Raw genomic sequence first — 24,848 nt, 5'->3', positions numbered from 1 at the left:
TCCGCCATCTCTCTCTATCTCTCAAACGTTCCTCTTAGCGAAGCCCTTTGCTACATTGCCGAGGCTTCCGGCCACAGGCTGTCATATGATGGCCGGAGTTATGCGCCCCCCGTTGGTGTGATGTGGCAGATGCTTCATCCAGCACATCACTTTATTTGCAGTTCTCAGTACGTCGAAGACTGGTAACGTCAAGTGATCCCCGGTTGAACTCGCGTCAATGCTCGCTCTGGATGCCACGCTCATGGCATCCACTCCCGACCTCGATCTCACCCAGCGCCTGCGCGAAAACGCCTGGATCGGCGATGCCGTCCTGGAGCTCTACGTCCGCAGCTTCATCCTGAAGCAGCATGGCAGGGTGGATGCCGAGATGAAGACGCGCTTCACCTGCAATCAGTTCCTCTCCTGCACTGGGAATCCCACCGCCGTCGAGGCCGACATCGGCGTCGTCTATCAGCGCGAAGGCCTGGAGCCCGCCTTCGCGTGGATTCGTGAAAATCTGGAACCGCTCTTCCTCAAACAGGAAGCGAAACGCAAGCGCACCGGGAAATAACTACACCCGCTGCCCGAGCGCCTTCAGCTTGGCCTCGGCTTCGCTCCAGGGAACGTCATGCGGCAGGCGCTTTGTCGCCGCTGCCAAAGCCGCCGTCACGCCTGCGGCCTCGCCCATCGCCACCGAGTTTCCCGTCACGCGATAGCTCGCATGCGCAATGAAATCATCAAGCCGTCCACGTCTTTCGCGATCAGGGCGCGCAGAGGAATGTCATACGGCTTCACCTTCACGCCCGCATTGGTGTAGGCCGACTTCTTGTTCATGTCCGCGCTCAGCGCGTGAATGTCCACGCTGAAGGTCGGGCGCACCACGGCGTCATCATAGCGCGCACCCGCGATCACATCCTCCTTGCTCACGGTGTAGCGCCCGGCAATTCGCCGCCCGTCACGCACGCCAATCTGCTCCGCCGTGGCGGCGATTTGCAGGCCTTCCCACGGACCACCGAGCTTGCGCAAGCCGTTCACGATTTTGTTCATTTCAGCGCGAGCCATCACTGTCGCCTCGGTGATCTTCGCTGCATCGAAGCATGGCACGCCGTACTGATGGTTCATCATCACCAGCAAAAGATTGTCCCGCACCTGCCACAGTGTCGGCTTCGCATACGAGGGGAAATGATCGGTGCGTTTGATCTCCGCGAGGAACGCATCCTTGGAGGGGCCATCCGTCTTGCTCGGATCAGAACCATGAATGAAATCTTTCAGTGCCGCCGCATCTTTGCATACCAGCAGCGCATTGAGTGACATCGGCTGGCAGGGGCAGGAGTCCGCCTCGCCATATTCGAAAGAACAACCTGCCAGCGCCCCAAGGTCGCCGTCACCTGTGGTGTCGATGAACACAGGAGCTTTCCACGCCTGCCGTCCGGACTTCGACTCGGTCACGATTGTCGTGAGCCGTTTACCCTCTCGATAGGCCGCGCAGACCTTGGTGTGGAGCTGGAATTTGATGCCTGCTTCCACAAACATTTCCTCCAGCAGCAACTTCATGCCCTCCGGCTCGTAAACGACGCTCTTTTTGTTCGTGCCACGACGCATGTCGCGCTCATCCAGCCGCTTCAGCAATTCCTGGTTGAAGCCCGGTTTGTCAAAATCCAGCAGATACCCCAGCAGTCCGGCCGTCCACACACCGCCGAGACAGCCGCGCCATTCAAACACCCGCACCTTGGCCCCGGCCCGCGCCGCGGTAATCGCCGCCGCAATGCCTGCCGGTCCAGCACCGCAGACAATGACATCTGCATCCTCCGCCAGCGGCAGATTCTGCGCAGGTTCATGAAACTGCCCCGCAATGGCCTTCTCCACCTCCGCCGCGTTCATGACGCCAGGCGTGACGAGAGCCCCGGAGAAAGCGGCGGCCAGGAAGGAACGGCGTTTGAGATCAGGGGAAGGGCTGGGAGTGCTCATGGATGTTACAGAAGGCAGATTATGGGCGGCTTTGGACAAAATCACGGTTCCTTTTTCACCATCAGCGACTCCGCCTGCACCGCGACAGCCTCATCGCATTGCTTCAAGGCTTCCTGAAGTTTCGCACGGTCACCCCCGCTTTCCTGAATCAATCGCCGGGCGATGGCAAACGCAGGCTCAAACCGGCCGTCCCCATCCGCATCCAGCCAAATGGGATTTGTGGATCCCACCACCCGTGGCACGAAGGCCTTGCTGCTCGGCTGATAGGGGCGGGGAATCTCCCAGAACGGCTCGGTGATGCCCGGCCCCGTCGCGATCACCACCAAATGCACATCGTGCGCCGGTTTCGGCAACTGCCAGACGATGCGTGCTTTTTCACCCGCGCGCTTGTCGTCCTCAATCTTCTGCTCGCGGATCAGAATGCCATTCGCGAATAATTCGATCCGGTCTGCATGTGTCCATGCCGGACCAAAGACCGTGGCCTCCACCTTGATGCTCTCCGCCAGCCCCGTGGCCAGATCACCGACCGTGAACTTGTCATTCACCTTCAGTTGCGTCAGCAGCCCGAGGCTCACCAGCAGCCGCCCTTCCTTGTAGCTGTGCCAAACTTCATCGAGATCCAGATTCTCCGGATCCGCATCCTTCGCCGCCACATACGTGCGCCCCTGCCCCAGAATGAAGCGGTTCACATCATGACTGTCGCTCGATCCAATCGCCGCGATGCGATGTCCGCGGTTCAACAACGCAAACCAATCTCGATACAGCAGATGAATATCCGACTGCATCGCCGCCGAGGTGATCACCTCCATCGCATCAATATCCAGCGCCTCCCCCTGACGATGCCTTCCCGTCTTCGGATTGAACTGCATGCCGCCGAAGGGAATGAAGCCGCTGTGCAGATCACGCGGATGATTCAGCGTAATGACCTTCACTCCCGGTGTCGCACGGATCTCAGGCAGCAGCTTCGCCCAGTCCTCCTGCTGGTGATTCACCACGCGTGCGCCCGGCTCAATCGGGAAGGCATTGAAGTGTCCGTGCTTCGTCGTCACCTCATTCCCGATCACCGGTGTGAAGCGGTCCGCCACCGCCATGCTCGCAGCACTCGGCGCATAATCCGTGTGATGATTGTGGTCCGTCGCGATCGCCAGCTCGATACCCTCCCCTGCAATCGTCAGCATGCGCTCCTCGATTTTCGCATCGCCATGCCCGCTGTGCGTCAGCGTGTGAATGTGGCTGTCTGCCGCGACCCAGCCTGCCGTCGGCACCTCACGCCTTAATTGAAGAGCTGCCTGCTCCTTCGCGCCCGCCGCCAGAGAAATGGCTTTTTGCTCCACACTCCATTCAAAACCCCGCCCCGCATGCAGGATGTAGTCGCCCGGTGGCAGCGACAGCATGGCCTTGCCATTCCGTGTGTAAACCACTCCGATCCGCCCCGCCACCTCGCCCGCAGGTTCCGCCCGCAGGGGTTGGAGTGTCCCGTCCGGTCTCGTCAAAGTCAGCCGGCATGGCAGTCCACCGCCCGTTTCCCCATCTGTCACCGTCACATCCACCTGCGTACCGCCCATCACCTCCGCCATCGGTTTCGCCGCGATGAAGACCGGCCCCAGTTCGATGTTATCCAGACCCGGCGGCGCTTCGACCGTCAATACGTTCTCACCATCGCGCAATGCCCCAGCCGGTATCGTTAGCAGGCTCTCCATCGCCGTTTCCGCCGTCACCAGAGTACCAAGCTTGCGTCCGTTCAGCATCACAGACCACGTGAGTTTCACATCTCGCTGCCAGAGCCGCAGTGTCTGCTCCGCGGCATTCGCCTTCGCTTGAAACTTCATCTCCAGCCGCTCCGCATCGACTGCGCGATCTTTGAACGCCTCCCACTCAAACTGAGCCGCCTTTCCCAGGTGCAGCCGCATGGCTTCCACCGTCACATCCTCCGCCATTAAACTAAGTGCAGGCAGGCAAAACAAAATCCATTTCATCCAGATCGAACGTGCCTGCATGCTGACAACTATCCACCCGCCGTTGAATTGACGCCTGACCTTGCCAATGCTGCCGCATGAAACGCTACCCAGTCCGCCACACGTCCGCCTCGCCCTTGGATTGGTCCGTGGCAGAACCTTTGACCGACTTCTCTTTTCCCTGGGAAGAGCGCAGCGCCCCGCTGACCGAGTTCCGCGCCCTTAGGGACGAAACCCATTTTCATTTTCGCTTTGACTGCGTGGATGAGGATCTCGTGCTACCCGACGGCCCCACGGCCAAAGACCGCGTACTCGGCTCCGACCGCGTCGAAATCTTCCTCGCCCCAGATCTGGCCCTGAAGCCCTACTACTGTCTCGAAATGTCCCCTCGTGGCGATGTGCTCGCCTACGAAGCAACATTTTACCGTGAGATGAACTGGGAATGGCAATGCGAGGGTCTGCAACTTACCGCCCACATTGAAGACAATCGCTACTCCGTCACCGGCAGCCTGCCGCTCGACACGCTGCGTGCATTGAAGGTTCTCAAGCCCGGCTCATCCGAATTCTTCGCCGGCATTTACCGCGCCGAATTCCGCCACCACCCCGATGGCACCGTTCACTCCGGCTGGATGCCCTGGGTCAATCCCCAGACCGAACGCCCGGACTTCCATGTGCCCGCTTCTATCGGGCTGCTCGAACTCGTACAATAACTGAACGACGCCCCAGTCTCCGACTACTTCCTTTTGAGCGTGTAACTATGCTGCACACTCGCATTGGGTAGATCGTCGCGCGTCACGCCGGGCACAATCGAGCGCACGTAGTCCACCTTGGCTTCAGCGGGTCCTACCGTGACGCGCACATGCCCCGAGCTCCCAAAGATGGTGCCGGTGTAGCCGTATTCCTCCGCACTCCGTGTTCCGCCGCTCGGGTGGCCGGGTTGCGGCACCTCTTGATAAATGATGCCGTCCAGCTCTTCCTTGGCGAAGAGATGGTCATGCCCGTGAAAAACGATGCTCACACCATTTTTGACCAAGAGCTGATGAATCGGCAGTTCCCACCCCGGACGGTGCTGACGGAAACCGTCGCTGCCGTCTGCGCTTTTGCCACCCCACTCCATGAAAGGTGCAGGCTTCACAGCCCCGCGCACATCTTTGCCAAGACCGCCCACGAGGTGATGAAGAAAGACAAATTTGAAAGGAGCCTTGCTCGTCTCAAGCACCTTGGTCAGCCAGCGATACTGAACTTCCCCGAGCGTCATGCTCCAGTTGTCCTCGCCCTTGCGTTCACGTGTAAACCAAAACGGGTCCAGCACGACAAACAGCGCGCTTCCCCATTCGAAAGCATAATAGTCCTCCAGCATGCCAGCGCCCTCCTCCGGCGTTGCATTGCCCGAGTAGATGCCGCCTGGTTCGGGATTGGGGAAATACTTCTTCCGCATGCCGATGGACCACAGCGGCATGGAGTTCGGCTGGCCGGTCAATCGTGAACCCTGCTCACCATCATGATTTCCCAGTGCCATGAGAACTGGCACACTGTGCGCGATGCGACCCATATAGAAGCGCTGCGCTTTGTACTGTGACTCGGCCCGCGTATAAAAACTGCCAAACTTATCGACCATCGTCGTGTCGCCTAGGTCGATCATGAAATCGGGTTTGTCGGCAAGCATGTTCGCCAGCGTCTGCTGATACACCCGCACATCCGTGCTGACATCCAGGTGTGAATCCGCCTGCATGGTGAAGGTGAAGGTGGATGCCGGCGCACGCTGCGTGTGGAAGCTGCGCACTTCATCGCGGACAGCTTCACCACCAGCGATGCGATAGGTCAGCTGATACGCATAGCCCGTGTATGCCTTCAACTGCCCCAGCAGGATCGTCTGAGGCTCCCCCACGCGAAGTTTGACGACACCCGAGCGCTCCGTCAGCGCCGCCGGGCTCGTGCCATAGGAAACAAAGGCTTCCATGTCCTGCCAGGCGAGCACGCTCAGCGTCACCGATTCAGCACCGGGCCTGCAAAGCCAGACATTAAAAAGATACTGCGGCACCACGGCAGGTTCCACCTGACCGCCCGGTCCTGCTCCTTTGCCTTTGCCGCGCTCTTCCTTGGCAGGTTTCGTTTCATTTTGGCCGAACGCCATGAGCGCAAGCGCGGCCAGCGCACAGAGAAAAATGAGGTGCTTCATGGCCGCTCATGATAGCCGCCATTGTCAAAACGGCATCATGCGACGACCGCGAAATTGTCAGTGAATCGTCAGCACGTCGGTTTCATCCAGCTCCGCCAGTTCACTCAGCAAGGTCGTGGCATACGTTCCTTTGGGAAGATCAAAACGAAATTGCAGATCGCCGTTGTCCATCACCTCAAACGTGGAATCCAGCGGACGCAGCCGCATCACGCGCCGTTCCTGCCGCAGTCCGAAGGCTTCGAGTCCGGCGGTGATGTCAGAGAAACCAGCCAGCAGTTCCTGTTCGAGACTGCGCACCTCGTCCACGCTCTGCAGTTCACCACTGCCCCACAGCGGTGCGGTGAGTTCAACGATGCCCTTTTCAAACCGCTCGACTTCATCGCCACGCTGATTTTCCGGCAGCAGGATCGTGCCGTTGTCAGCAAAGCCGAAGACTTCACCCGCCAGCGGTTTGTCCCAGCTCCCACGCGTCATTCGGCCAGCCACCACCGCATTGAACAAATGACTGCGGGCGGCAGAGAGGAGAAGACCACGCAGCAGGCGATCCCCCGGCGTGAACTCTCCACGAAACATCGCCCGGGCTTTCGCCACGTTTTGCCCCTCGTTGCCGAAGCGCTGGGTGCCGAAGTAGTTCGGCACGCCCTTCTGTGTGATCGCCTGCCAGCGTTGCGCGGCCAGGGCTGCGTCGAAATCCGGCTCACGCAGCCGGATGGTGAAGCGATTGCCCAGATGAATGCCACGCCGCAGCTTGCGCGTGTTACGCGTGATGCGCAGCACCCGAAGGCCATCAGATTCGAGCACCGCAGGTTCCGGCGATGCCTGCCCCGGCATGTGCAGGCTGAACCACTGGCGCGTGACGGCATGGCGATCCTTCAACCCGCAGTGGCTGACCAGCCGCCGCCGAATGCCCAACGCATCCGCCAGCCGGGCAGCCGCAGCATTGCTGTCGAGGTTTCGCTTTTCCGCCCAGACAAGACAGTGCTCTCCCTCGCCCGAAGGCTCAAAACCGAGCAACTCCTCCACCACAAAGTCCTCCGGATGCACTTTGAAACGCGCCCGTCCGAGCGGGCCGCCATGCAGAAAAGGAAGATCGTGGGTATCTGAAATCATGCTCACGCCTCGGGCCCGCTCACCAGATGTTTCGGCAGGTCCGCCACGCGCTCACACCCCACCTGCTCCATCACCTGCTTGAGCTGCCGCTTCAGCATCGTCATCGTGTGATCGCCACCAGCTTTGCCTAGTGCGGCGACGCCATACATGAACGAGCGCCCCATGAAGGCAAACTTTGCGCCGCTGGCCAGTGCGCAGGCCACATCCGGTCCGGCACGCAGGCCGCTGTCAATCATGACCGTCGTGCGCTGTCCAAATTTCTTCGCGAGTTCCGTGAGTGGCTTGATGGTGGACTGTCCGGCATCCAGCTGCCGCCCCCCGTGATTGGACACGATGAAACCATCCACTCCGAGGCCGAGCGCCGTTTCGGCATCCTCCTCCGTCACAACACCTTTCACCACGAGCTTGCCCTTCCACCGCTCGCGAATGGCCTTGATCTTCGTCGGATTCAAACGTCCCGAGAAGGTCTTGTTCATGAAAAGCCCGAGGTGTTTCATGTTCAAACCCTTCGGCAGATAAGGCTTCATCGTCTTGAACTCCGGCGCCCCTGCCGCAAGCTGGCTGAAGGACCACGTGGGGTGCATCATCATCTGGAGTACATTGCGCACCGACATGCGCGGCGGAATGGACAGCCCGTTGCGAATTTCCTTGGGACGATAGGCAAACGTGGGCGTGTCCGCGAGAATGACCAGCACTGGAAAACCCGCATCGCGCGCACGATCAAGCAGTTTGTCGCGCAGCGAATCCTCGGCGGGATGGTAGAGCTGAAACCATGCTTTTCCTTGCGTGAGTTCGGCCACAGTTTCAATACTGGCCGTGGCGACCGTGCTAAGCGTGAAGGGGATGTTGTGCTGATGCGCTGCCTTGGCGATGATTTCGGTCGCCTTGGGCCACACCAGCCCCTGCAGGCCGATGGGCGAGACGCCAAAGGGAGCATCGTAGGTGGTGCCAAAGAGCTCCGTCTTCAGATCAGAGCCGGGATAGTCGCGCAGGTACCAAGGCCTCAGCTGCACCTGCCGGATCTCCTCCGTGTTCCGCTGAAGATTGATGTTGGAGAAACAACCGCCCTCAAGATACTCAAAGGCGAAACGCGGCACCCGCTGGCGCGCTCTCTCGCGAAGATGCTCGATGGAGGGGTAGTTGGAATTGAAGGCTTCAGGCATAGGGCGTGGATGGAAGAACAATGAAGGCGAAAACCGCTGGCCGATCAACACCGGCGGCCATCCATCTTCATCGGCAGTAAACGCCAGATTTACAATCTTCCAACACCCACACTGCAAATACCGAAACGCACACAGTGCGAATGGATTCGCCGGCAGCACATCACTTCACCATCTTCTTGCCATCTTTCTTTTTGCCGCCGCCAGGCCCCTTGCCCTTGCCAGGACCACGCCCCTGAGGAAACTCACCTCGCTCCAGCGCAGCGTACGCCTGCTCCCCCAGTCCTGCACGAAGGTGGGCCTTGAGCTCCGTCTGAAGTCTGGCTGCCACATCAGGGCTTTGTCTCGCGAGATCACGCGTCTCGCCGAGATCTTTCACCACATCAAAAAGCAGCCCCTCTTTGGTGTCCCAAAAATACAGCAGCTTGTAGTCCCCCTTGCGGATAGCCGACTGTGGGTGCTCCACCTCAGCGGCCTGATGCCACACGAAGCGGTCAATCGGCCGCCTGACCGGCTCTTTTCCCCCGCTCATCAGCAGCGGCTTCCAACTGCCTGCTTCTACCCCCTTCGGCAGCACAAAACCCGGAGCCGCAAAATCAAGAACCGTGGCCATCAGATCATAGCTAATGACCGGCGTGGTGCAGTTCACACCGCCTTTGATGCCGGGGCCGCGAATGATCATTGGCTCCCGTATGCCGCCTTCTCCCAGATCACCTTTGCCACCGTTCAGCAGGCTGGTGCGCCCACCGTTGTCGGAAGTGTAAATGACGAGGGTGTTCTCGGCGATGCGCAGATCATCGAGTTTCTTCAAGACCGCGCCGACGCAGGTGTCCAGATCCTCGGTCATGGCCGCCATCACCGCACGATCCCCGCGCCCACCTTTGTTCGCACCAGCCATTCCCTCGTATTTCTTGATCGTGGCAGCCAGAGCCTGCGGTGTCTGGTGTACAGCATAATAAGAGAGCTGAAGAAAGAAAGGATGCCCCTCTTTCACCTGCCTCTCCATAAACGCACCAGCCCGTTGGGTGATGCTGAAGGACTGCTTGGGATCTTCCGGATTGGTCGTGTCGCCGTCTTCATTCATCGTGATGCCATCGCTGGCATCGTAGCCCATTGATTCCGGCGTGTGAAACCACTGCCACTTACCGAAATGCGCTGCACGGTAGGAGCCATCCGCCTTCTTCAGCGTGTTCACGAGTGAGTCAGTGACCGGCGCACTCCAGTTCCGCGAATTTTTATCCGTCGCGTTCAGCGTGCTCGTGCTGCGTCCCATCTGGATCGCCGCGCGTGAGCACTCGCATTTGCAATGAGCCGCATAGGCCTGGGAAAACGTCATGCCCTGTGCGGCAAGCTTTTCGAGATTCGGCGTGTGAAAATCCCGGCTCGCACTCCCAGCCTCACTGGGCATCATCCGCACCGAGGTGCCGCTCCAGGCCTGGTCATCCGCGAGGATGAAAAGAATGTTCGGGGCTTTGGCCCAGGCGCTGCCAGCCAGAAGCGGCAGCACGATCAAAGAGAGAAGTGTTTTCATTCCAGGGGTGCTCCGGTGACATCAAGATCAGGCTTCGTGTTCCAGCGCTGCTTCCAGTCTGGCTTAACGATTCGGGTGCGGAAGATGATGGTGTTGTCGAGCGCGAGATCATCGGTCCAGATGAACTTGGCACCCTCGAAGTCATTCTCGAAGTAGGGCTGCTTGGGATCGACCTCCTGCACCGTATACTCTTTGGCGCTCTTCCAGGCGCTGTCGTCGAAATCGACGGCCCACCAGTTCGCGGGCAGCGGCTCCTGTTTGACCTGTGGGTTTGCAGTGTCGCCATTGATCGGGCCGTGAAAAAAGCTTCTGGCCTTCCAGCTGGCGTTGGTCACGGTGCCGTCGGCGAACTTCAAAATGAAGCCGCCATCGCCAATGCTGCTGCCATATTCGAGGCCGGTCTTCGGATCCGCATTGTCCTTCGCGAGCACCGCAATCGTCATGGGATACTCAGGGAGGAAATCCACACTCACCACGTTGTGCGGGGTGAACTGAATCGGATCAACGGCAACAAGGCGTCCGTTCACATAGAGCATGAACCAGTTGTCCGCATACACATTGAGCTTCATCGTGTCGGCAATGCTCGGTTTGATGAGCCCTGGCGGTCCGCCGCCTTTCTTCTTTTTGCCACCGCCCTTTCCTGATTCACCGGCTGCTCCTTCGGCCCCTTTTGCAGCTGGCATGGTGGACGAGCCAGGAGGCGGATTGGTTGAAGGAGGTGCCGCGGGGGGCTGACCTCCGCTGCCGGGAGCTGTCGCACTCAACGGAGCATTGGGCGCATTTTGCACTTCCTCCGCCGTCAGTTTGCCGTCATGATCCAGGTCTGCCGTACCAAAAATGTACTTGGCTGCATCCGACAGTTCCACGCTGCTCAGACGGCTGTCCTGGTTTGCATCCAGCTCGTAAGCGTGCCGGTAAATAAAGCCGGCGAATGCCGCGCCTTCGCGGATGTCGCCCGCCGCGTCGATTTCGGCAGGTGTGATGATGCCATCCATGTCCGCATCATATTTGGAGGCGGCGACTTTCATGTCAGCAAGCGTCTCCGCTAGGGCGACCATGCCATCCTTGTTGCCATCGAGCTCAGCACCATGCATCTGCATCCACGGCTTGCGCTGGCCTCCCTGCTGTCCGCCACCACCGCCCTGAGGGGGCATGGGCTGCATGGACGTTTCAGGTCGCGTTGGCTGAGGACTGCCACCGGGAGCCATGCCACCGCGCGCGCCACCTTCACCCCCACCACGCGAGTAAACGACGCTCAGGTCCGCTTTGGCGAGAGTCTTGCCTTCCATCGCGGCCAGCAGGTCTTCGCGTGTCACACCACCACGCCCCGTGGCCTTGGGCTGCAGCTCAGCGGAAAGGGCATAAACATGCAGCACATAGGTCTTTTCACCGGGCCCCTGAGAATGCGGTGGCTCATAGCCTTCCTCGCCTTTGAACCCAACGCCCAGCCTGCCCACGCCCTTCACGTTCTTCGGCAGGCTCGTCACCTTGGCCGGGATGTCCCACATCACCCAGTAGCTCTTCATCTCATTGCCTGGTGCGAGATGATCCATGATCAAGGCATAGCTCTTGGTGCCAGCAGGTGCGCCCTTCCATTCCAGGGGCAGCGTCGCACCACTGCCATCGCCGGTATAATCTGCGGGCAGGTTGCCCCCGTCTGCCACATCAGGGCTTGTCAAAACGAAGCCGCTTGCCGCAGCGGCAGGTGCTCCGCCCCGGCGTCCGCTGGCCTCCTCGGCAGGCGTTGCCATGGGCGTAGAAAGTTCACCCCCATCCAGTTTGCCATCAGCATTGCGGTCCATGGCAGTGAATTCGCTGCGGGCCTTCGCCATGGCGGCAGCCAGCGTACCGCCACTGCGTTTCGCGGAAAACTCACGTTTCACATTGTCGGCAAATTCTTGTGCCGTCACGGTGCCGTCGCCATTCACATCCATGAGGCTCCCTGAAGCCTGCGGCGGCGGGCGCGGTGCATCTTCAGGAGGTGCAGGCGGATTCTCATCAGGCTTCATGCCTTTACCAGGCCCACCCTTTCCCTTGCCTTTCCCGCCACCTCCACCAGGTCCCTTGGCACCACCACCACCGCCCCGGCTCGTATAAACCTCCTTCACGACACCCTCGCTGCCATTGTTAAACTCAAAGGGGTAAGTCCCATCGCTGTTGATGCTGTAGCTGATCGAACGCTTGTCACCATTCACCTGATAGCTGAGTTTGTAACCGTTCGATCCCATGCTTTCAAATCCGGTGATCTCCGCTCCCCGCAGAGGCGGGGTGTCCGGGCGCACCGGCTGAGCACGCGGCTGCGGATCTACCTGCCCTTCCGCCTCCACGACCACCCCATGAAACGCGCTCTGCAAATAAGGCCGCTTCGTCGAGGCATGATAGTGATACCCCACCTTTGAGTCCTCGTGCCCATGACATTCGTCCAGCTTTCCCACAGGCGATCCGTCCGGCTCCGTGAGGCCATAGATCGGGTAGCCATCCAGAGCATAAGCAATCGGCATCCCCTTCCCTACCACGGTCTGCAGATGCAGTGGCGCAATATGGTAGTGGTAATCATCCGCCCGCCCGCAGTGCCCGCCCCACTGATCCAGTTCGCCGATCTCATACGAAACCTCCCCGCGATTGTTCTGCGGATTGAAGATCGGAATGCCGTTCACACCAAGAGCGATGGCCCCCCGCAGGAAATGCCCCTCGACGACGGCGGGAGTTTTCGCGGGCACCGGATGCAGCGGAATGCGCCACATGTTGTCCCCACTATAATTCTGCGGCAGCGGCACCTGCTGCTGCCATGCCGTGATGCCCACCATCATGTTATGGTCCGGCAGCCCGTTCGATCCCACGAAGAGAAAATCCTTGTCCCACTTCAGTTCCAGCTTCGGGAAAGCCAGGAACGGTTTTGCCGCCGCTGGTGCATTCGCCGCATTGGCCGCTGTTGCCGCAGCCAGATTGAGCGTGGACGCCGTCGAAGCCACCTGCACCGGCTTGATCTCCCCATCATTCTTCGCCGCATGCTGCTGCATCCACTCCTCTAAAATATGCTGGCGCAGGGCCTCCTTGTCGGCAGATGCACTGGCCTTCCAGGTATGGGCAAAAGCCGCGGGACTGTTGAATAATCCAACGGACAAGGCGGCAGCGAAGATGGCTTTCATAATGGCCAAGCTGGAGCAGCGGTGTCAGCCGCTTATCAGCGAATGAGCGCTGATTTGTCAGGAAACCGTAAAGAAACTCGCGGAACAAGCCGGTGAAGACCATACTCATCCATGCCCGCAGCCACACGCATCCTCGTCATCGACGACGACACCGAGCTTTCCCAGCTTGTGGCGGATTACTTGAAGCCGATGGGTTTTGAGGTCGAATGCGAGCACGAGGGCAACAGCGGCGCCGAGCGCGCCACCAGCGAGCCTTGGCATGCGATCATCCTCGACGTGATGATGCCCGGCTGTGATGGCTTTGAAGTGCTGCGGCGCATCCGCATGAAATCCAAGGTGCCGGTGATGATGCTCACAGGTCGTGGTGAAGAGGTGGACCGCATTGTGGGGCTTGAGCTCGGCGCGGATGACTATCTCCCCAAGACCTTTTCCTCACGCGAGCTTCTCGCGCGGCTGCGAGCCGTGCTGCGGCGCTCTGGCTGGGTGGCGGAAACCTCGCCACAGGCACCCATGAAGGAGCTCGTCATCGGCCCGCTGCGCATCAATGCGGATTCGCACGCGGTCGTTCTCGGCGACACGCCCCTGGAACTCACCCCGGCAGAATTTGGTCTGCTGCTTTCCCTGGCCAAGGCCCATGGCCGTGTGCGCACACGCGAACAGCTCATTGAGGATGTCGCCGACCGCGAATGGGATGTTTTTGACCGTGCCATCGACATGCACATTTCCACCCTGCGCCGCAAACTCGGCGACGACCCAAAGAATCCGCAGTTCATCAAGACCGTGCGCGGTTACGGCTACCAGCTCGTCACGCCAACCCGCTGATCCCTCATGAGCCGCCTGCGTCTGCCTCTGTATGTGAAGATCCTCCTTTGGTTCGGGGTGAATCTGCTGCTGCTGGCTTTGCTCGTGTTTGGCTTTTTGAGCATGCAGTTCCGCATGAGCCTGGACTGGATGCTTTCGGGTGAAGCAGGCGAACGCGTCGCCGCCATTGGCGACAGCATCACGGACGAGCTCTCCCAGCTTCCAGAACAAGAATGGCCTGCAGCACTGCTGCGACATGGAGCAGCATATGATGTGACTTTCGCCCTCTTCAGCAGCAGCGGCGCCCAGATCATGGGAGCCCACGTCCAAGTCCCTGCGGAGGTGCTGCGAAAACTCATCGACAAGCGCGGCCCGAACGACCGCCCTCCGCCCCGGCGGCCGCTGCATCCCACGGGGAAAAAACGGCCCTCCGATGCACCGCCCAAACCGCGCTTCATGCTGCGCGCCGGTGATCCCGCTCACTATTGGGCGGGCGTGCACCTCGATCTCACCCAGCAGAGCGACAACCGCCCGCTGACTCTGCTCATGATGTCCAGCACCATCACTGGCGGCGGCTTGTTTTTCGATCTCTGGCCCTGGCTTGGGCTCGCCGCCGCAGCGCTGCTGCTCTCCGCCCTCGTCTGGATGCCCTTCGTGCGCGGCATCACCGGTTTCATCGGAAAGCTCAATCATGCCGCAGGTCGCATCGCCCACGGAAACTTTGGTGAACGAGTCTCACGCAGCCGGAATGATGAACTGGGAGAACTCTCATCCTCTGTCAACACCATGGCCGCGCAGCTCGGAGAATACGTCGCGGAGCAGCGTCGCATCACCGCAGACGTGGCGCATGAGCTCTGCTCGCCGATCGCGCGCATGCAGATGGCGCTTGGCGTGGTGGAACAGCGCAGCACCCCGGAGCAGTCCGGTTACTTGAAGAAACTCGACGCCGAACTCCAGCACATGGCACGGCTGGTTGAAGAAGTGCTCGCCTTCTCGAAGGCCGAGACTCTGCCCGCACGCGAGACCGCCGAAGACATCAACCTGCATGATTTGATTGTGGCCGTCATCGCCCGCGAAGCGCCTGAAGCCGATGCTCAGCTCGACGTGCCCAAGGAGCTGCAGGTGCATTCGCTGCGTGACGCGCTTGACCGCGCCATTGGCAACATCCTGCGCAATGCCGCCCGCTACGCCGCCGATTCAGGCCCCATCCTCATCCATGCCGATCAGCAGGACGGCAGCACCGTCATCCGCATTTCCGATCATGGCCCCGGAGTGCCCCCGGATGCATTGCCCCGTTTGTTCGAGCCCTTCTATCGCCCGGAGGCTGCACGCCGACGCTCCACCGGCGGCAGCGGTCTCGGGCTTGCCATCACCAAGCGCTGCATCGAAGCCTGCCGCGGCACGGTGACTGCGAAACTGCGCGAACCAACGGGTCTGGAAATCGTCATTTCGATTCCAGCGGCATAGCCGTCTTCATTCCGCCTGCTTCAGCTCCTTCATCATCTCCAGCAGATTGTTCGTGAGAATGACACTGGTATCCTCCTGGACTTGATTCGTGCCGAGCCATGTCTCGTAGCCACCGAGTTTATGCTGTTCAAAAGTGGGCAGGTAGCCATGGCGGCCATTGGCCAGACCAACGACCATCGTCTGCGGAAACAGACTGCGCTTTTTTAAATCGAGGCCGATTTCCACAAAGGTCTCAAAGGGAATGCCACAAACGACAAGATCGCCAATGCGAATGGCCTGGAGTTGCACCGTGATCGTTTCCTCCTTGCGCTCCGCCGCATTGACGACACTGCCCGCGTAATTTTTCGCCAGACGCGGCAGCTTATCCACCGCCTCCTTGTCCTTCACCGCGAGGACAGCTTTCGCCTCAGCAACATCCTGCTCCGACGGGCGGCGATACTTCAGCGTGATCTCGCGCTGAAGCATGCCGAGCGTCACATCACCGCGATGCTTTTCGATCTTCCGCTGCGCAAACCAGGCCGTGTCCGCCGCTTTCTGCGCCACGATGCGGATCTGCTCAAACGGCTCACGTGGCGGGCGCGTCACGCCAAAGGGAATGTTGTTGATGTCCCCGGAGGTCCCATTCGACATCATCGCCACGAAGTTCTCATCCCCACGCACACGCGAAGACATGACACGGGCAAACTCACCAAAGTAATCCGCCGACATCTCTCCAGCAGGCGCGCCGCCCACATAGTGCAGCGAGTAGTTTGCATAAATGGCGATGGGTTTGCGTTTCGCATCCTGTACCGAAATGATGGTGATGTCAGGATCCGTAGGTCCGGCCGGATGATCCAGTGTGTTCGGGTCGGTGCCAGGGTTCATCTTCACCTTGTCCATCCGGCCAAAGGGATTCAGCGGCATTTTCCCCGGCTTCAAATACCAGCGACGATTGAAAACCTCATCAGGAAGAGGATGCGCCGCCGCACCGAAAGAGGCGGGCCGCAATGCCGCATGCGCCTTGATGATGGATTCGGCAATGCCCTCGACAAACCGTTTGTAATAGCGCGCCGCCATCTCGCTGCGCGTGTTCACCGAAGGCCCGCTGTGCGTATGCGTGGAGCTGATGAGCATCTTGTCAGCCGCCATGCCTGTCTTTGCCGCTGCCATGGCCTTCGCCTCATTGAGCACATCCGGCCCCGCGCCCAGAACATCCACCACCACCATCGCCAGGGTCGTTTTTCCATCATCAAGCACGAGGGCCCGAGCATGAAACGGATCATGCGCCTTGTTCGCCGCATTCGCGCTGAACCCGCCCGGCATGTTCATGGGAAACTCCGTGGGCGTGATGTCCACCGCTGCCGCTCCGGCGCGCAGCGTTTTGGTTTGACCCCAAAGTGCAGGGGCAAGGAACAACAAAGCACAGAGGACAGATTTCATGACTCGTCTATACGCACTCCATGAGGCGTATTCTCATGCCAAATCACGCCCACCCTTATCAGGCGCATGCCCCTACTGAACGGTGAGGAACGCCAGCAAATCGCGCAATTCTTCATCCGTCAAAGACACCGCGAGCCCTTGGGGCATGATGGATGTTTTCAGCTCTGTACGTTTCACAATATCCGTCTGCGGGAAGGAGCGTTCCTTGCCGGTGAGATCCCGAAAGACCTCCGTATTGGACGAGCGCAGCATGATGCCGACGAACTCGGTGCCGTCCTTGAGCTTTACCTGCGAGGGGTAGTACTGCGGGGCCACCTCACGGCTGGGTTCAAGGATGGAGCGCAAAATCGCCGCACGATCTCCCTGCTTCGAGACAAGGCTCAAATCAGGCCCCACCACGTTGCCACGCCCGCTGTGACGATGGCAGGTGGCACAAAGGCCCACCTTGGAATGGAAGAAAATACGGCGGCCCGCCTCGATATCCGCCTTGCCAGGCAGCGCATCCAGTAGCTTTAGCCACGCCGCGGTGTCATCAAACACAGGGCGGGCCGTGCTCATCACAAACGACTTGTCTTTGTCGGTAAAACGCAGCGCACGCCGCGCTTCATCACGCAGGCTGGCATCCTGGCCGGCGGCCAGTTTCACCAGCAGAGCCTGCTCTTCCGCCTTGGTGGAACTGGCGAGCCCCGTGATGGCATCCGCACGCACTCCGATCTTTTGCGATTCATCAGCGGCGATCTCCGCCAGCACCGCACGCGCGTCATCCGCATTGCGTGCCGCCAGCGTGCGCACCACTTCCTGGGAGAGCACCGCGTCGCCGGCGGCAAAGAGTTCACGCAGCAGCGGCACCGTGAGCTGCTTGTTCGCGGCAGGTGTGAGGCGCAGTGCATAACCTTTGAGCCGCGCGGGCGTCTTGGGATTGATGATGCGCTCAACGAGCACCTCAGGATTCGTCACGCCTGCGGCGGGATCACCGCGCAGCGTGTTCCAGGTGGCGAGAACGGCTTCAAACAAATGATAGTCGAGCGTCGAATCTGAAAGCATCGCCTCCACCTGCGGCGTGAACTTGGTCAAAACCGCATCAGCAATCCATCGCAGGCATTCGAATCGCATTTCAGGATCGCCATCGCCCAAGAAGGCGGTCACCCATCGGTCGTCGTTCAAATCAACCCGCCGCAGAGCCACGAACGCCCAGATGCGATCTTGTGCCGGCAGTTGCTTCACCTTTTCAACCGTCCACTTCTCACGCGCCAGCGCCGTCAAGGCGGCATCAGCCAGATACGCATCCTCGCCACGCGCAAGCTGGAGAAGCTTGCTGGCATCCAGCGTTGCTTTGCCATTCCGCAGATCATCAGCAAGACGCGCATCATCATTCAGTGCATCCTGTTTCTCCTTCACCCATGGCGCTTTCGCCTTGTCGATCTCCAGCTTCCAGAGACGGCCGCGTTTGTGGATCGGATAAGAGCTGAACACCCAGTCATTAAGATAGTAGGAACCATCAGGACCCACCGCCATGCAGGTCGGCCGGAAGAAATCACTGCCTTTCACCAGAGGAATGCGTTCTGAAGTATATCCCGCACCTTTTCGTGTAAGCGGAAAGTAATCAACGCTGTGATCGCTCCAGCTCGGGATCAGCATGCCGCCGCCGAGTTCCACAATGGCACACGGGCCTTCGCCTGAAGGATGCACCATGCCCAGCGTGCCGCGCAGTTCGCCGTTCCATGCCACAAAAGGATGCACCGGCGCGCTGCCATACACCCACTGGAAACCGTAGTCCGCGCCTTCCACGACATACAACAAACGGCACGGCGGACGGCTGCCAGGGTCATTTTCAGCAGCGAAGATTTCACCATCCTTGCGCACCATCAGCCCAAAGGGATTCCAGAACCCTCGGGCGATGCGGCGCATCTGCGTGCCTTCCGCCGTGCAGCGAAACACACCTCCCTCGCCACGTCCGCTGACTTTGGATCCATCCTTGGCCGTGAGCGTCCAGTCCTTGCCGAAATTCTCGCCGAGCGAGAAGACAAGTCCACCATCGGGATGCCACGACATGCCACTGAGGCCGTTATGCGGATAATCCGCGACGGAATCGAGCGTGGCCAGATTCTCCTCCACATCCCCCACTCCATCACCATTGGTGTCCTTCACACGCAGCACGCGGTCCCGCTCCGCAAGGTAGATCCAGCCATCCGGCCCGACCTCCACATGCATGGTGGCGTCGGTCTTGTTGTAAAACACCCGGCGGTTCTTGCCGTTCGCATCAAAGACCACCACTTCATCATGCACCGGACCGTCATAGCCCTCTGGACGGAAATGCGTGTGGCAGGAGATCGAATAAATGTTCCCATTTTTATCCACCGCTATTCCCGTAGGCGTCACCAGATCCGGATGCTCGGCAAGCAACGTGAGCTTGACGCCCGGCTGCAACGTTTCGATCTGCGGCGGCAGTTGCGCTGGCACTTCTGGGGCTTTGGTTGGAGGCGCACCGAACGCAGCGAAAGCTGGCAGCAGAAGAAGCAGGTGGAGTGGTTTCATAAAGTTATGCATTGCGGACACGTTCCAAGGCAGCGGCGATTTCTTTCTCGATGACCGGCAGCGGATTGAGCAAGGTGAGCGGATCTGAGACAGGCGTGACTTCGTTGGTGCGTGGATCCCAGTTCACCGGACCGAAGCGGCAGGGCGCGGGATTCCCCGTCAGGATGTGCATCCCCGCATCATCCTTGTCGAAGTGCCAGAACTCGAACGGGAAATGAATGAAGCCGTGCTTCTCCATCATCGCCGCAATCTCCAGCCGTGTGGCCACATGCTCGGGCGCGACAAAAGGCGACCTCATCGGCGTGCATTCGCTCATTTCGAGGTAAGGATAACCGCGCCAGACCTCGGCGCCGTCGTCACGGCGGAACACCGAAATGTCGATGGCCGATCCCGACATGTGCGCTCCGATCTTGGGCATGTTGGCCGTCAGCACGATGGCACGCCGAAACATCATCTCCGTGCTCGGGATCTTTCCCCCGAGTTCCCAGATGCACTTCTTCAAAACCGTGTCAAACACCGACGGTTTGCGCACCAGCTGCCGCTGCATGTCCAGCGAACGAAAGCCGTCCTCAATCTTCAAGATCCAGCCACGCTCGTTCATCTCACGGCCGATGGTGATGACATCGCGCACCAGGCTCTCGCGCAGAAAATAAACGCGGTCCAGATCACCGGCGATCTTGCTGGTGGAAAAAAGCATCTCCACATTCGCTGCAGCGGCGGCATCGGGAATCGAGGCAAACCGCTCGCCACATTCATTGACCGGAAACTCGATGAGCTTCTGCACAATCGCATACCCTTGCTCCATTTGATCCGCCCAATAGGCACGGCGTGCTGCTTCGTCATTGTTCATAAGCATTCAGTTCAGTTGGCTTTGCGCACCGCCACGGCCTCGACTTCATAGCGCAAAGACGGCGGCAGGCAGTTCGTGATTGTGGTACGCGCAGGCGAAGGCTGCGGAAAGTATTCCCGGTAGAGCTGGTTGTACAGCGGCACATCCTCGGCATCGCGCACGTAATTCCGCGTCTGCACCACATGGGCCAGGTCGCTGCCCGCAGCCTCAAGCACCTTGCGCACATTTTCAATGCTGCGGCGGAATTCCCCCTCGAAAGTATCGCTGACGATTTTGCCCTCCTGATCCACCGAGGCCTGGCCCGACACAAAAATCAAATCGCCCACCACCACGCAGGGGCTGAAGGGCAGATGTGATGTGGGCGTGTCGGGCAGCTGCGGATAAGAAACAAGCGGGTGAGTCATGATGATAAGTTCAGGGTTTGGCGGCTGGCGCGGACTGCAGGCGCGCCTTTTCCTCGGCTTCGCGCTTCTGCATATCCTTCGGATGTTTTGAGAAACTCTCAAACACATCACCGACTACTCGATCCGCCAGTGCGCCAAGCTTCTTCAAAAGAATCGCCTCAGCTTCGGGCTTGAGCTTGGACAAGTTGGGCTCGTAACCACCCACGGTATGGGCATCCGCCGTGGCGATGTAGCCGATGTTTCCGTTCGCATAACCGACAATGATGGGTGTGGCCCGGTTGGCGATGGCCTGTTCAAGTTTAAATCCGTATTCCACCATCGGCTCACCCGGCATGGTCAGCAGAAGAAACGGGCCGATCTTCATCGCCATCAATTCTGCGCGCACCGGCTGCTCTTTGCCTGGAAGCTCCACCACCTCGCTGGCGACCCGGATGGGGTAAAAGGTCTCGCGCTTGCGCAGTTGCTCACGCGTCACGCTGAAGGACGCCGCACGCGCCACCGCGCCGCCAAGATCGCGGCCAGCCCACTGGATGTCCGCCTCATCAGCACAGCGATACGGATAGCCAGGCAGATTGGGCCGGATGTCTCCTGCGCAGCCCTGCATGAACAAAGCACTCGTTTTTTGCGCGTAGCACATCTCCACAAACGTCTGCGCCTCACCTGGGAAATCAGCGCTCATTTTCGGATACCCCTTCGGGTAGGGGTGCGAGCCTTTGTCGCCCCAGGTGAAAAAGCACGGATGACACACCGCGTGCATGATGACCGCCATCGGTGTGAGCGTTTCGCCATCGTCAAAGCGCAGCACCTTCACACGCTTGTCGTTGGGGCCGTCGGGATTCAAACTAACCACGGCCCGGCCATCGTACGTTTTGCGGCGGTTGATGCCAAAGCTGATGCGGTCTTCACCATAGCCGATGTTCACCGGCTTCATGCTGGCGGCAGCCTCCTTTGCAGCCGCCCCCAGTTTTTTGATCAAATCCGCCGCCCAGCGCAGGTTTTCCATGTACCCTGGGGCCGAGTGATTATGGGACGCGGCGACGAGAATGTTCGCCGCAGGAACACCTGTCTCCGCCTCGATCCGCGCCCGTGCATCCCGCACCATGTCATCCCACGCACCAATGGTGTCCATCGTGACGATCGCGGCCTTCGTTTCGCCATCATCCAGGATCAAAACCCCGGCACGCAGCGGGTCACGCACACCGGTGACCTGACGCACGTGCCCGACAATTTTGGATTCCGCCGCATTGGGCGGGGTGATGTCCACCTTGGCCACTCCGGCTTTGAGATTTGAGGCGATGGGAAAACTGCCATCCCTGGTCTCCTGCGCCTGCACGCGGGAGAAGAGAAAGCAAACACCGAGAAGAAGTGCCGGGCGGAGATGCATGGCTCTCTTCTACGCTCTCAAAAGCTGAAAATCATCACGCGATCAGCTCCGAGATCGGCTTTCCATTCTCCACGATGTGAACAGGGCGGCCATTGAGATCGTTGAGCGTGACCTTGGAATAGTCGATGCCGAGGTGATGATAGATCGTGGCCAGGAAGTCGCTCGCGTTGCAAGGGCGCTCGACCACATCCTCACCGCGCTTGTCACTGGCACCGATGATGCCCCCCGTCTGGATGCCGCCGCCGGCCCAGACATTGGTGAAGGCACGTGGCCAGTGGTCACGTCCGGGCTGCAGCGTGCCCGTGGGGCCGCTGGCGTCGCCCGCACCGGTGCTGCGGTCAAAGCTGATCTTTGGCGTGCGGCCAAACTCTCCCGTGACAACAACAAGCACGCGTTTGTCGAGACCGCGCGCATAAATGTCCTCGATAAGCGCGGACACCGCACGGTCATAGGTCGGCATGCGGAAGCGCAGCGCTTCAAACTGATGCTGATTCACCGCATGGTCGTCCCAGTTGTTCACGCGACCGCACAAAGGCCCGCTAAGACTGCTGGTGACGATTTCCACACCCGATTCGACAAGACGACGCGCCAGCAGCAGTTGCTGCCCCCAGCGATTGCGTCCATAACGATCACGGATGGCCGCATCCTCCTTGCTCAGGTCAAAAGCATCACGTGTTTTCGGATTCGTCAGCAGCGTGGCCGCCTGCGCTTCAAATTCATCCAGCGCCCCGAGCTCGCCCTCGCGATCAAACGCACGCTCCATCTTGTCCAGGCTCTTGCGCAAAACGATGCGGTCGCTGAGACGGCGGTTTTCCGATTCGTCAGCCAGGCCGATGTTCGGCACCTGAAAGCTCGGGCGATTCGGATCATCGCTCACTGCGAATGGCGCATACGCATCGCCCAGATAGGCAGGGCTCGAATACTCAGGCGAGGCCGCAGGCACGCCGATGTAATTTGGCAGCGGATTCGCACGACCACCTTCCTTGGCACGCAGGTAATGCGCCACCGACATCCAGTCCGGCAGACGCGGCTTGGGCTTGTCGCGCGTGTCACTGTCGCCGGAAAACATCTGCATCGTCCCCGCAGGGTGCCCACCCGCTGATTGATTCATGGAGCGCACAATCGTGAACTTGTCCGCGATCTTCGCATTCATCGGCAGCATTTCAGTGAACTGCATGCCCGGCACCTTGGTGCTGATCGTCTTGAACGGCCCGCGATACTCGCTGCTCGCCTCGGGCTTCGGATCGTAGGTGTCGATGTGCGACTGCCCGCCTGGCAGCCAGACCATGATGATGGATTTGCGCTCACCCTTCGGCTTCGCTGCATTCTCCGCCCGCAGCTTCAGCAGGCCCGGCCAGCTCAGCGTCGCCATTCCAGACAATCCAAATTGCATGAAGCTGCGGCGCGACAAGGGACCGGCGCAGCGAACGAGAGAGGGGGGCTGAATGATGGATGACATGCACTGAAACCTACGCTCGGAGATGCCCGTGTTTATCGGGCAATACGTCGGCAAAAACTTACGCCATCAGCCCTGGAATCGGTCGGCCGTGATCCACAATGGGCGTCGGCCGGCCATTGAAGTCATTAATCGTGACCTTGGAGGCATCAATGCCCAGATGGTGATAGATCGTCGCCAGAAAATCCCCCGCGCTGCAAGGCCGCTCGGTCACGTCCTCTCCACGTTTGTCCGTGGCGCCGATGACCGCCCCTGTCTGGATGCCACCTCCGGCCCAAATGTTGGAAAAAGCCCGCGGCCAGTGGTCGCGGCCCGGTTGCAGCGTACCCGCAGGTCCGCTGGCATCTCCCGCTCCCGTGCTGCGGTCAAAAGTGATTTTCGGTGTGCGCCCAAACTCACCCGTGACGACCACCAGCACACGTTTGTCGAGCCCCCTTGCATAAATGTCCTCGATCAGCGCAGACACCGCCTGATCATAGTTTCCCATGCGGAATCTCAGCGCCTCAAAGATGTGGTGATCCACCGCATGGTCATCCCAAACCTGCGTCCGGCCGCAGAGAGGGCCGTGCAGGCTGCTGGTGATGATCTCCACTCCCGCCTCCACCAGTCGGCGTGCCAGCAGCAGCTGCTGCCCCCAGCGATTACGTCCATAGCGATCACGCGTCCGCACGTCTTCTTTGCTCAGGTCAAAAGCATCGCGTGTCTGCGCGCTCGTAAGCAGGGACATCGCCTGGGACTCAAACTGATCGAGCGCTCCGAGTTCACCCTCGCGATCAAACGCCCGCTCCATCTTGTCGAGGCTGCGACGCAGCGCCACGCGGTCACTGAGCCGGCGCGTCTCCGCCTCATCCGGCAGGCCAATGTTCGGCACCTCAAAACTCGGGCGGTTCGGATCTTCGCTCACCGAGAACGGCGCATAGGATGCACCCAGATACGCCGGCCCACTGTAGGATGCGTTGATCGGATTGACACTGACATAGTTTGGCAGCGCCTGCGGACGCTGCGGCTCTTTGGATCTCAGGTAATGCGCCACCGACATCCAGTCCGGCAGACGCGGCACCGGTTTGTCTCGCGTATCGGGATCGCCCGAAAGCATTTGCAGCGTTCCCGCCGGATGACCGCCCGCCGTTTGATTCATCGAGCGCAGCACCGTGAATTTGTCCGCAATCTTCGCCTGCAGCGGCATCAGCTCCGTGAAATGCGTGCCCGGGATCTTGGTGGGAATCGTCTTGAACGGCCCGCGATACTCGCTGCTGGACTCCGGCTTCGGATCGTAGGTGTCGATGTGCGACTGCCCGCCCGGAAGCCAGACCATGATGATGGATTTACGCTCGCTCCTCGGCAGGGCCGCGTTCGCCGCGCGCAGTTTAAGGAGGCTCGGCCAGCTCAGTGTTGCCATGCCGGTCAGACCAAACTGCATGAAAGCACGCCGCTGCATGGGACCGGCGCAGCGGACAAGCGAAGGAGGCTGAACGATGGAGGACATACGATGAAGTGTGGT

General features: G+C 59.9%; 16 protein-coding genes and 3 pseudogenes. 4 read left to right on the top strand and 15 right to left on the bottom strand.

Features of this window, described 5'->3' with window-relative positions; genetic code table 11:
• The first annotated feature begins 241 nt into the window (after positions 1 to 241).
• Positions 242 to 550 (top strand): hypothetical protein, encoded by a 309-nt coding sequence (locus ACILSL_RS00905; RefSeq protein ID WP_395730105.1) that lies wholly within the window; start codon positions 242 to 244, stop codon positions 548 to 550.
• Here the strand turns inward: ACILSL_RS00905 and ACILSL_RS00900 are convergent.
• Together ACILSL_RS00900 and ACILSL_RS00895 are read right to left on the bottom strand one after the other, a co-directional pair.
• Positions 551 to 1,860, bottom strand: a pseudogene (locus tag ACILSL_RS00900) (FAD-dependent oxidoreductase).
• Positions 1,861 to 1,988: 128 nt separating this feature from the next.
• Positions 1,989 to 3,944: a CehA/McbA family metallohydrolase gene (locus ACILSL_RS00895; RefSeq protein ID WP_395730104.1), complete on the bottom strand. Its 1,956-nt coding sequence runs from the start codon at positions 3,942 to 3,944 to the stop codon at positions 1,989 to 1,991.
• A 56-nt stretch (positions 3,945 to 4,000) separates the two neighbouring features.
• On the opposite strand from ACILSL_RS00895, the gene ACILSL_RS00890 reads away from it, so the two are divergent.
• Positions 4,001 to 4,612, top strand: a complete 612-nt coding sequence (locus ACILSL_RS00890) for a carbohydrate-binding family 9-like protein (protein ID WP_395730103.1) — start codon at positions 4,001 to 4,003, stop codon at positions 4,610 to 4,612.
• 23 nt (positions 4,613 to 4,635) lie between these two features.
• On the opposite strand, the gene ACILSL_RS00885 is transcribed toward ACILSL_RS00890, so the two are convergent.
• The 6 genes and pseudogenes from ACILSL_RS00885 to ACILSL_RS00860 all read right to left on the bottom strand — a co-directional run.
• Positions 4,636 to 6,081 carry a metallophosphoesterase family protein gene (locus ACILSL_RS00885; RefSeq protein WP_395730102.1) on the bottom strand — a complete coding sequence of 482 codons (1,446 nt, stop codon included), beginning with the start codon at positions 6,079 to 6,081 and terminating at the stop codon, positions 4,636 to 4,638.
• A 57-nt stretch (positions 6,082 to 6,138) separates the two neighbouring features.
• Positions 6,139 to 7,191, bottom strand: a complete 1,053-nt coding sequence (gene truD / locus ACILSL_RS00880; protein ID WP_395730101.1) for a tRNA pseudouridine(13) synthase TruD — start codon at positions 7,189 to 7,191, stop codon at positions 6,139 to 6,141.
• A gap of 2 nt (positions 7,192 to 7,193) precedes the next feature.
• The gene (locus ACILSL_RS00875) at positions 7,194 to 8,354 is read right to left on the bottom strand and encodes an alpha-hydroxy-acid oxidizing protein (protein ID WP_395730100.1); all 1,161 of its coding nucleotides are present in this window, start codon (positions 8,352 to 8,354) and stop codon (positions 7,194 to 7,196) included.
• A gap of 160 nt (positions 8,355 to 8,514) precedes the next feature.
• A complete protein-coding gene (locus ACILSL_RS00870) occupies positions 8,515 to 9,882 on the bottom strand; it encodes a sulfatase-like hydrolase/transferase (protein WP_395730099.1) in 1,368 nt (455 codons plus the stop codon).
• Positions 9,879 to 10,472, bottom strand: a pseudogene (locus tag ACILSL_RS00865) (hypothetical protein); the annotation flags it as partial. The pseudogene ACILSL_RS00865 and the gene ACILSL_RS00870, both read right to left, overlap by 4 nt.
• 666 nt (positions 10,473 to 11,138) lie before the next feature.
• Positions 11,139 to 12,626: pseudogene (locus tag ACILSL_RS00860) on the bottom strand (YHYH protein); the annotation flags it as partial.
• Between the two features lie 516 nt (positions 12,627 to 13,142).
• Here ACILSL_RS00860 and ACILSL_RS00855 point away from each other — a divergent pair.
• Together ACILSL_RS00855 and ACILSL_RS00850 are read left to right on the top strand one after the other, a co-directional pair.
• Positions 13,143 to 13,853 (top strand): response regulator transcription factor, encoded by a 711-nt coding sequence (locus ACILSL_RS00855; protein ID WP_395730098.1) that lies wholly within the window; start codon positions 13,143 to 13,145, stop codon positions 13,851 to 13,853.
• A 6-nt stretch (positions 13,854 to 13,859) separates the two neighbouring features.
• Positions 13,860 to 15,299, top strand: a complete 1,440-nt coding sequence (locus ACILSL_RS00850; RefSeq protein WP_395730097.1) for an ATP-binding protein — start codon at positions 13,860 to 13,862, stop codon at positions 15,297 to 15,299.
• Positions 15,300 to 15,305: 6 nt separating this feature from the next.
• Here ACILSL_RS00850 and ACILSL_RS00845 read toward each other — a convergent pair whose 3' ends face one another.
• The 7 genes from ACILSL_RS00845 to ACILSL_RS00815 form a co-directional block, all read right to left on the bottom strand.
• Positions 15,306 to 16,718 (bottom strand): neutral/alkaline non-lysosomal ceramidase N-terminal domain-containing protein, encoded by a 1,413-nt coding sequence (locus ACILSL_RS00845; protein WP_395730096.1) that lies wholly within the window; start codon positions 16,716 to 16,718, stop codon positions 15,306 to 15,308.
• A 72-nt stretch (positions 16,719 to 16,790) separates the two neighbouring features.
• Positions 16,791 to 19,253 (bottom strand): PVC-type heme-binding CxxCH protein, encoded by a 2,463-nt coding sequence (locus ACILSL_RS00840; RefSeq protein ID WP_395730095.1) that lies wholly within the window; start codon positions 19,251 to 19,253, stop codon positions 16,791 to 16,793.
• Between the two features lie 4 nt (positions 19,254 to 19,257).
• A complete protein-coding gene (locus ACILSL_RS00835; RefSeq protein ID WP_395730094.1) occupies positions 19,258 to 20,103 on the bottom strand; it encodes a M15 family metallopeptidase in 846 nt (281 codons plus the stop codon).
• 11 nt (positions 20,104 to 20,114) lie between these two features.
• A complete protein-coding gene (locus ACILSL_RS00830; protein WP_395730093.1) occupies positions 20,115 to 20,507 on the bottom strand; it encodes a RidA family protein in 393 nt (130 codons plus the stop codon).
• Positions 20,508 to 20,517: 10 nt separating this feature from the next.
• The gene (locus ACILSL_RS00825; RefSeq protein WP_395730092.1) at positions 20,518 to 21,891 is read right to left on the bottom strand and encodes a hypothetical protein; all 1,374 of its coding nucleotides are present in this window, start codon (positions 21,889 to 21,891) and stop codon (positions 20,518 to 20,520) included.
• A 34-nt stretch (positions 21,892 to 21,925) separates the two neighbouring features.
• Positions 21,926 to 23,350 carry a DUF1501 domain-containing protein gene (locus ACILSL_RS00820; protein WP_395730091.1) on the bottom strand — a complete coding sequence of 475 codons (1,425 nt, stop codon included), beginning with the start codon at positions 23,348 to 23,350 and terminating at the stop codon, positions 21,926 to 21,928.
• 58 nt (positions 23,351 to 23,408) lie between these two features.
• A complete protein-coding gene (locus ACILSL_RS00815) occupies positions 23,409 to 24,833 on the bottom strand; it encodes a DUF1501 domain-containing protein (RefSeq protein WP_395730090.1) in 1,425 nt (474 codons plus the stop codon).
• Between the last annotated feature and the right edge of the window lie 15 nt (positions 24,834 to 24,848).

This window comes from Prosthecobacter sp. (assembly GCF_044222345.1).
GTDB lineage: Bacteria > Verrucomicrobiota > Verrucomicrobiia > Verrucomicrobiales > Verrucomicrobiaceae > Prosthecobacter.
Note: the sequence above shows the minus strand (reverse complement) of the source record. Positions and strands in the feature narration are given on the sequence as shown.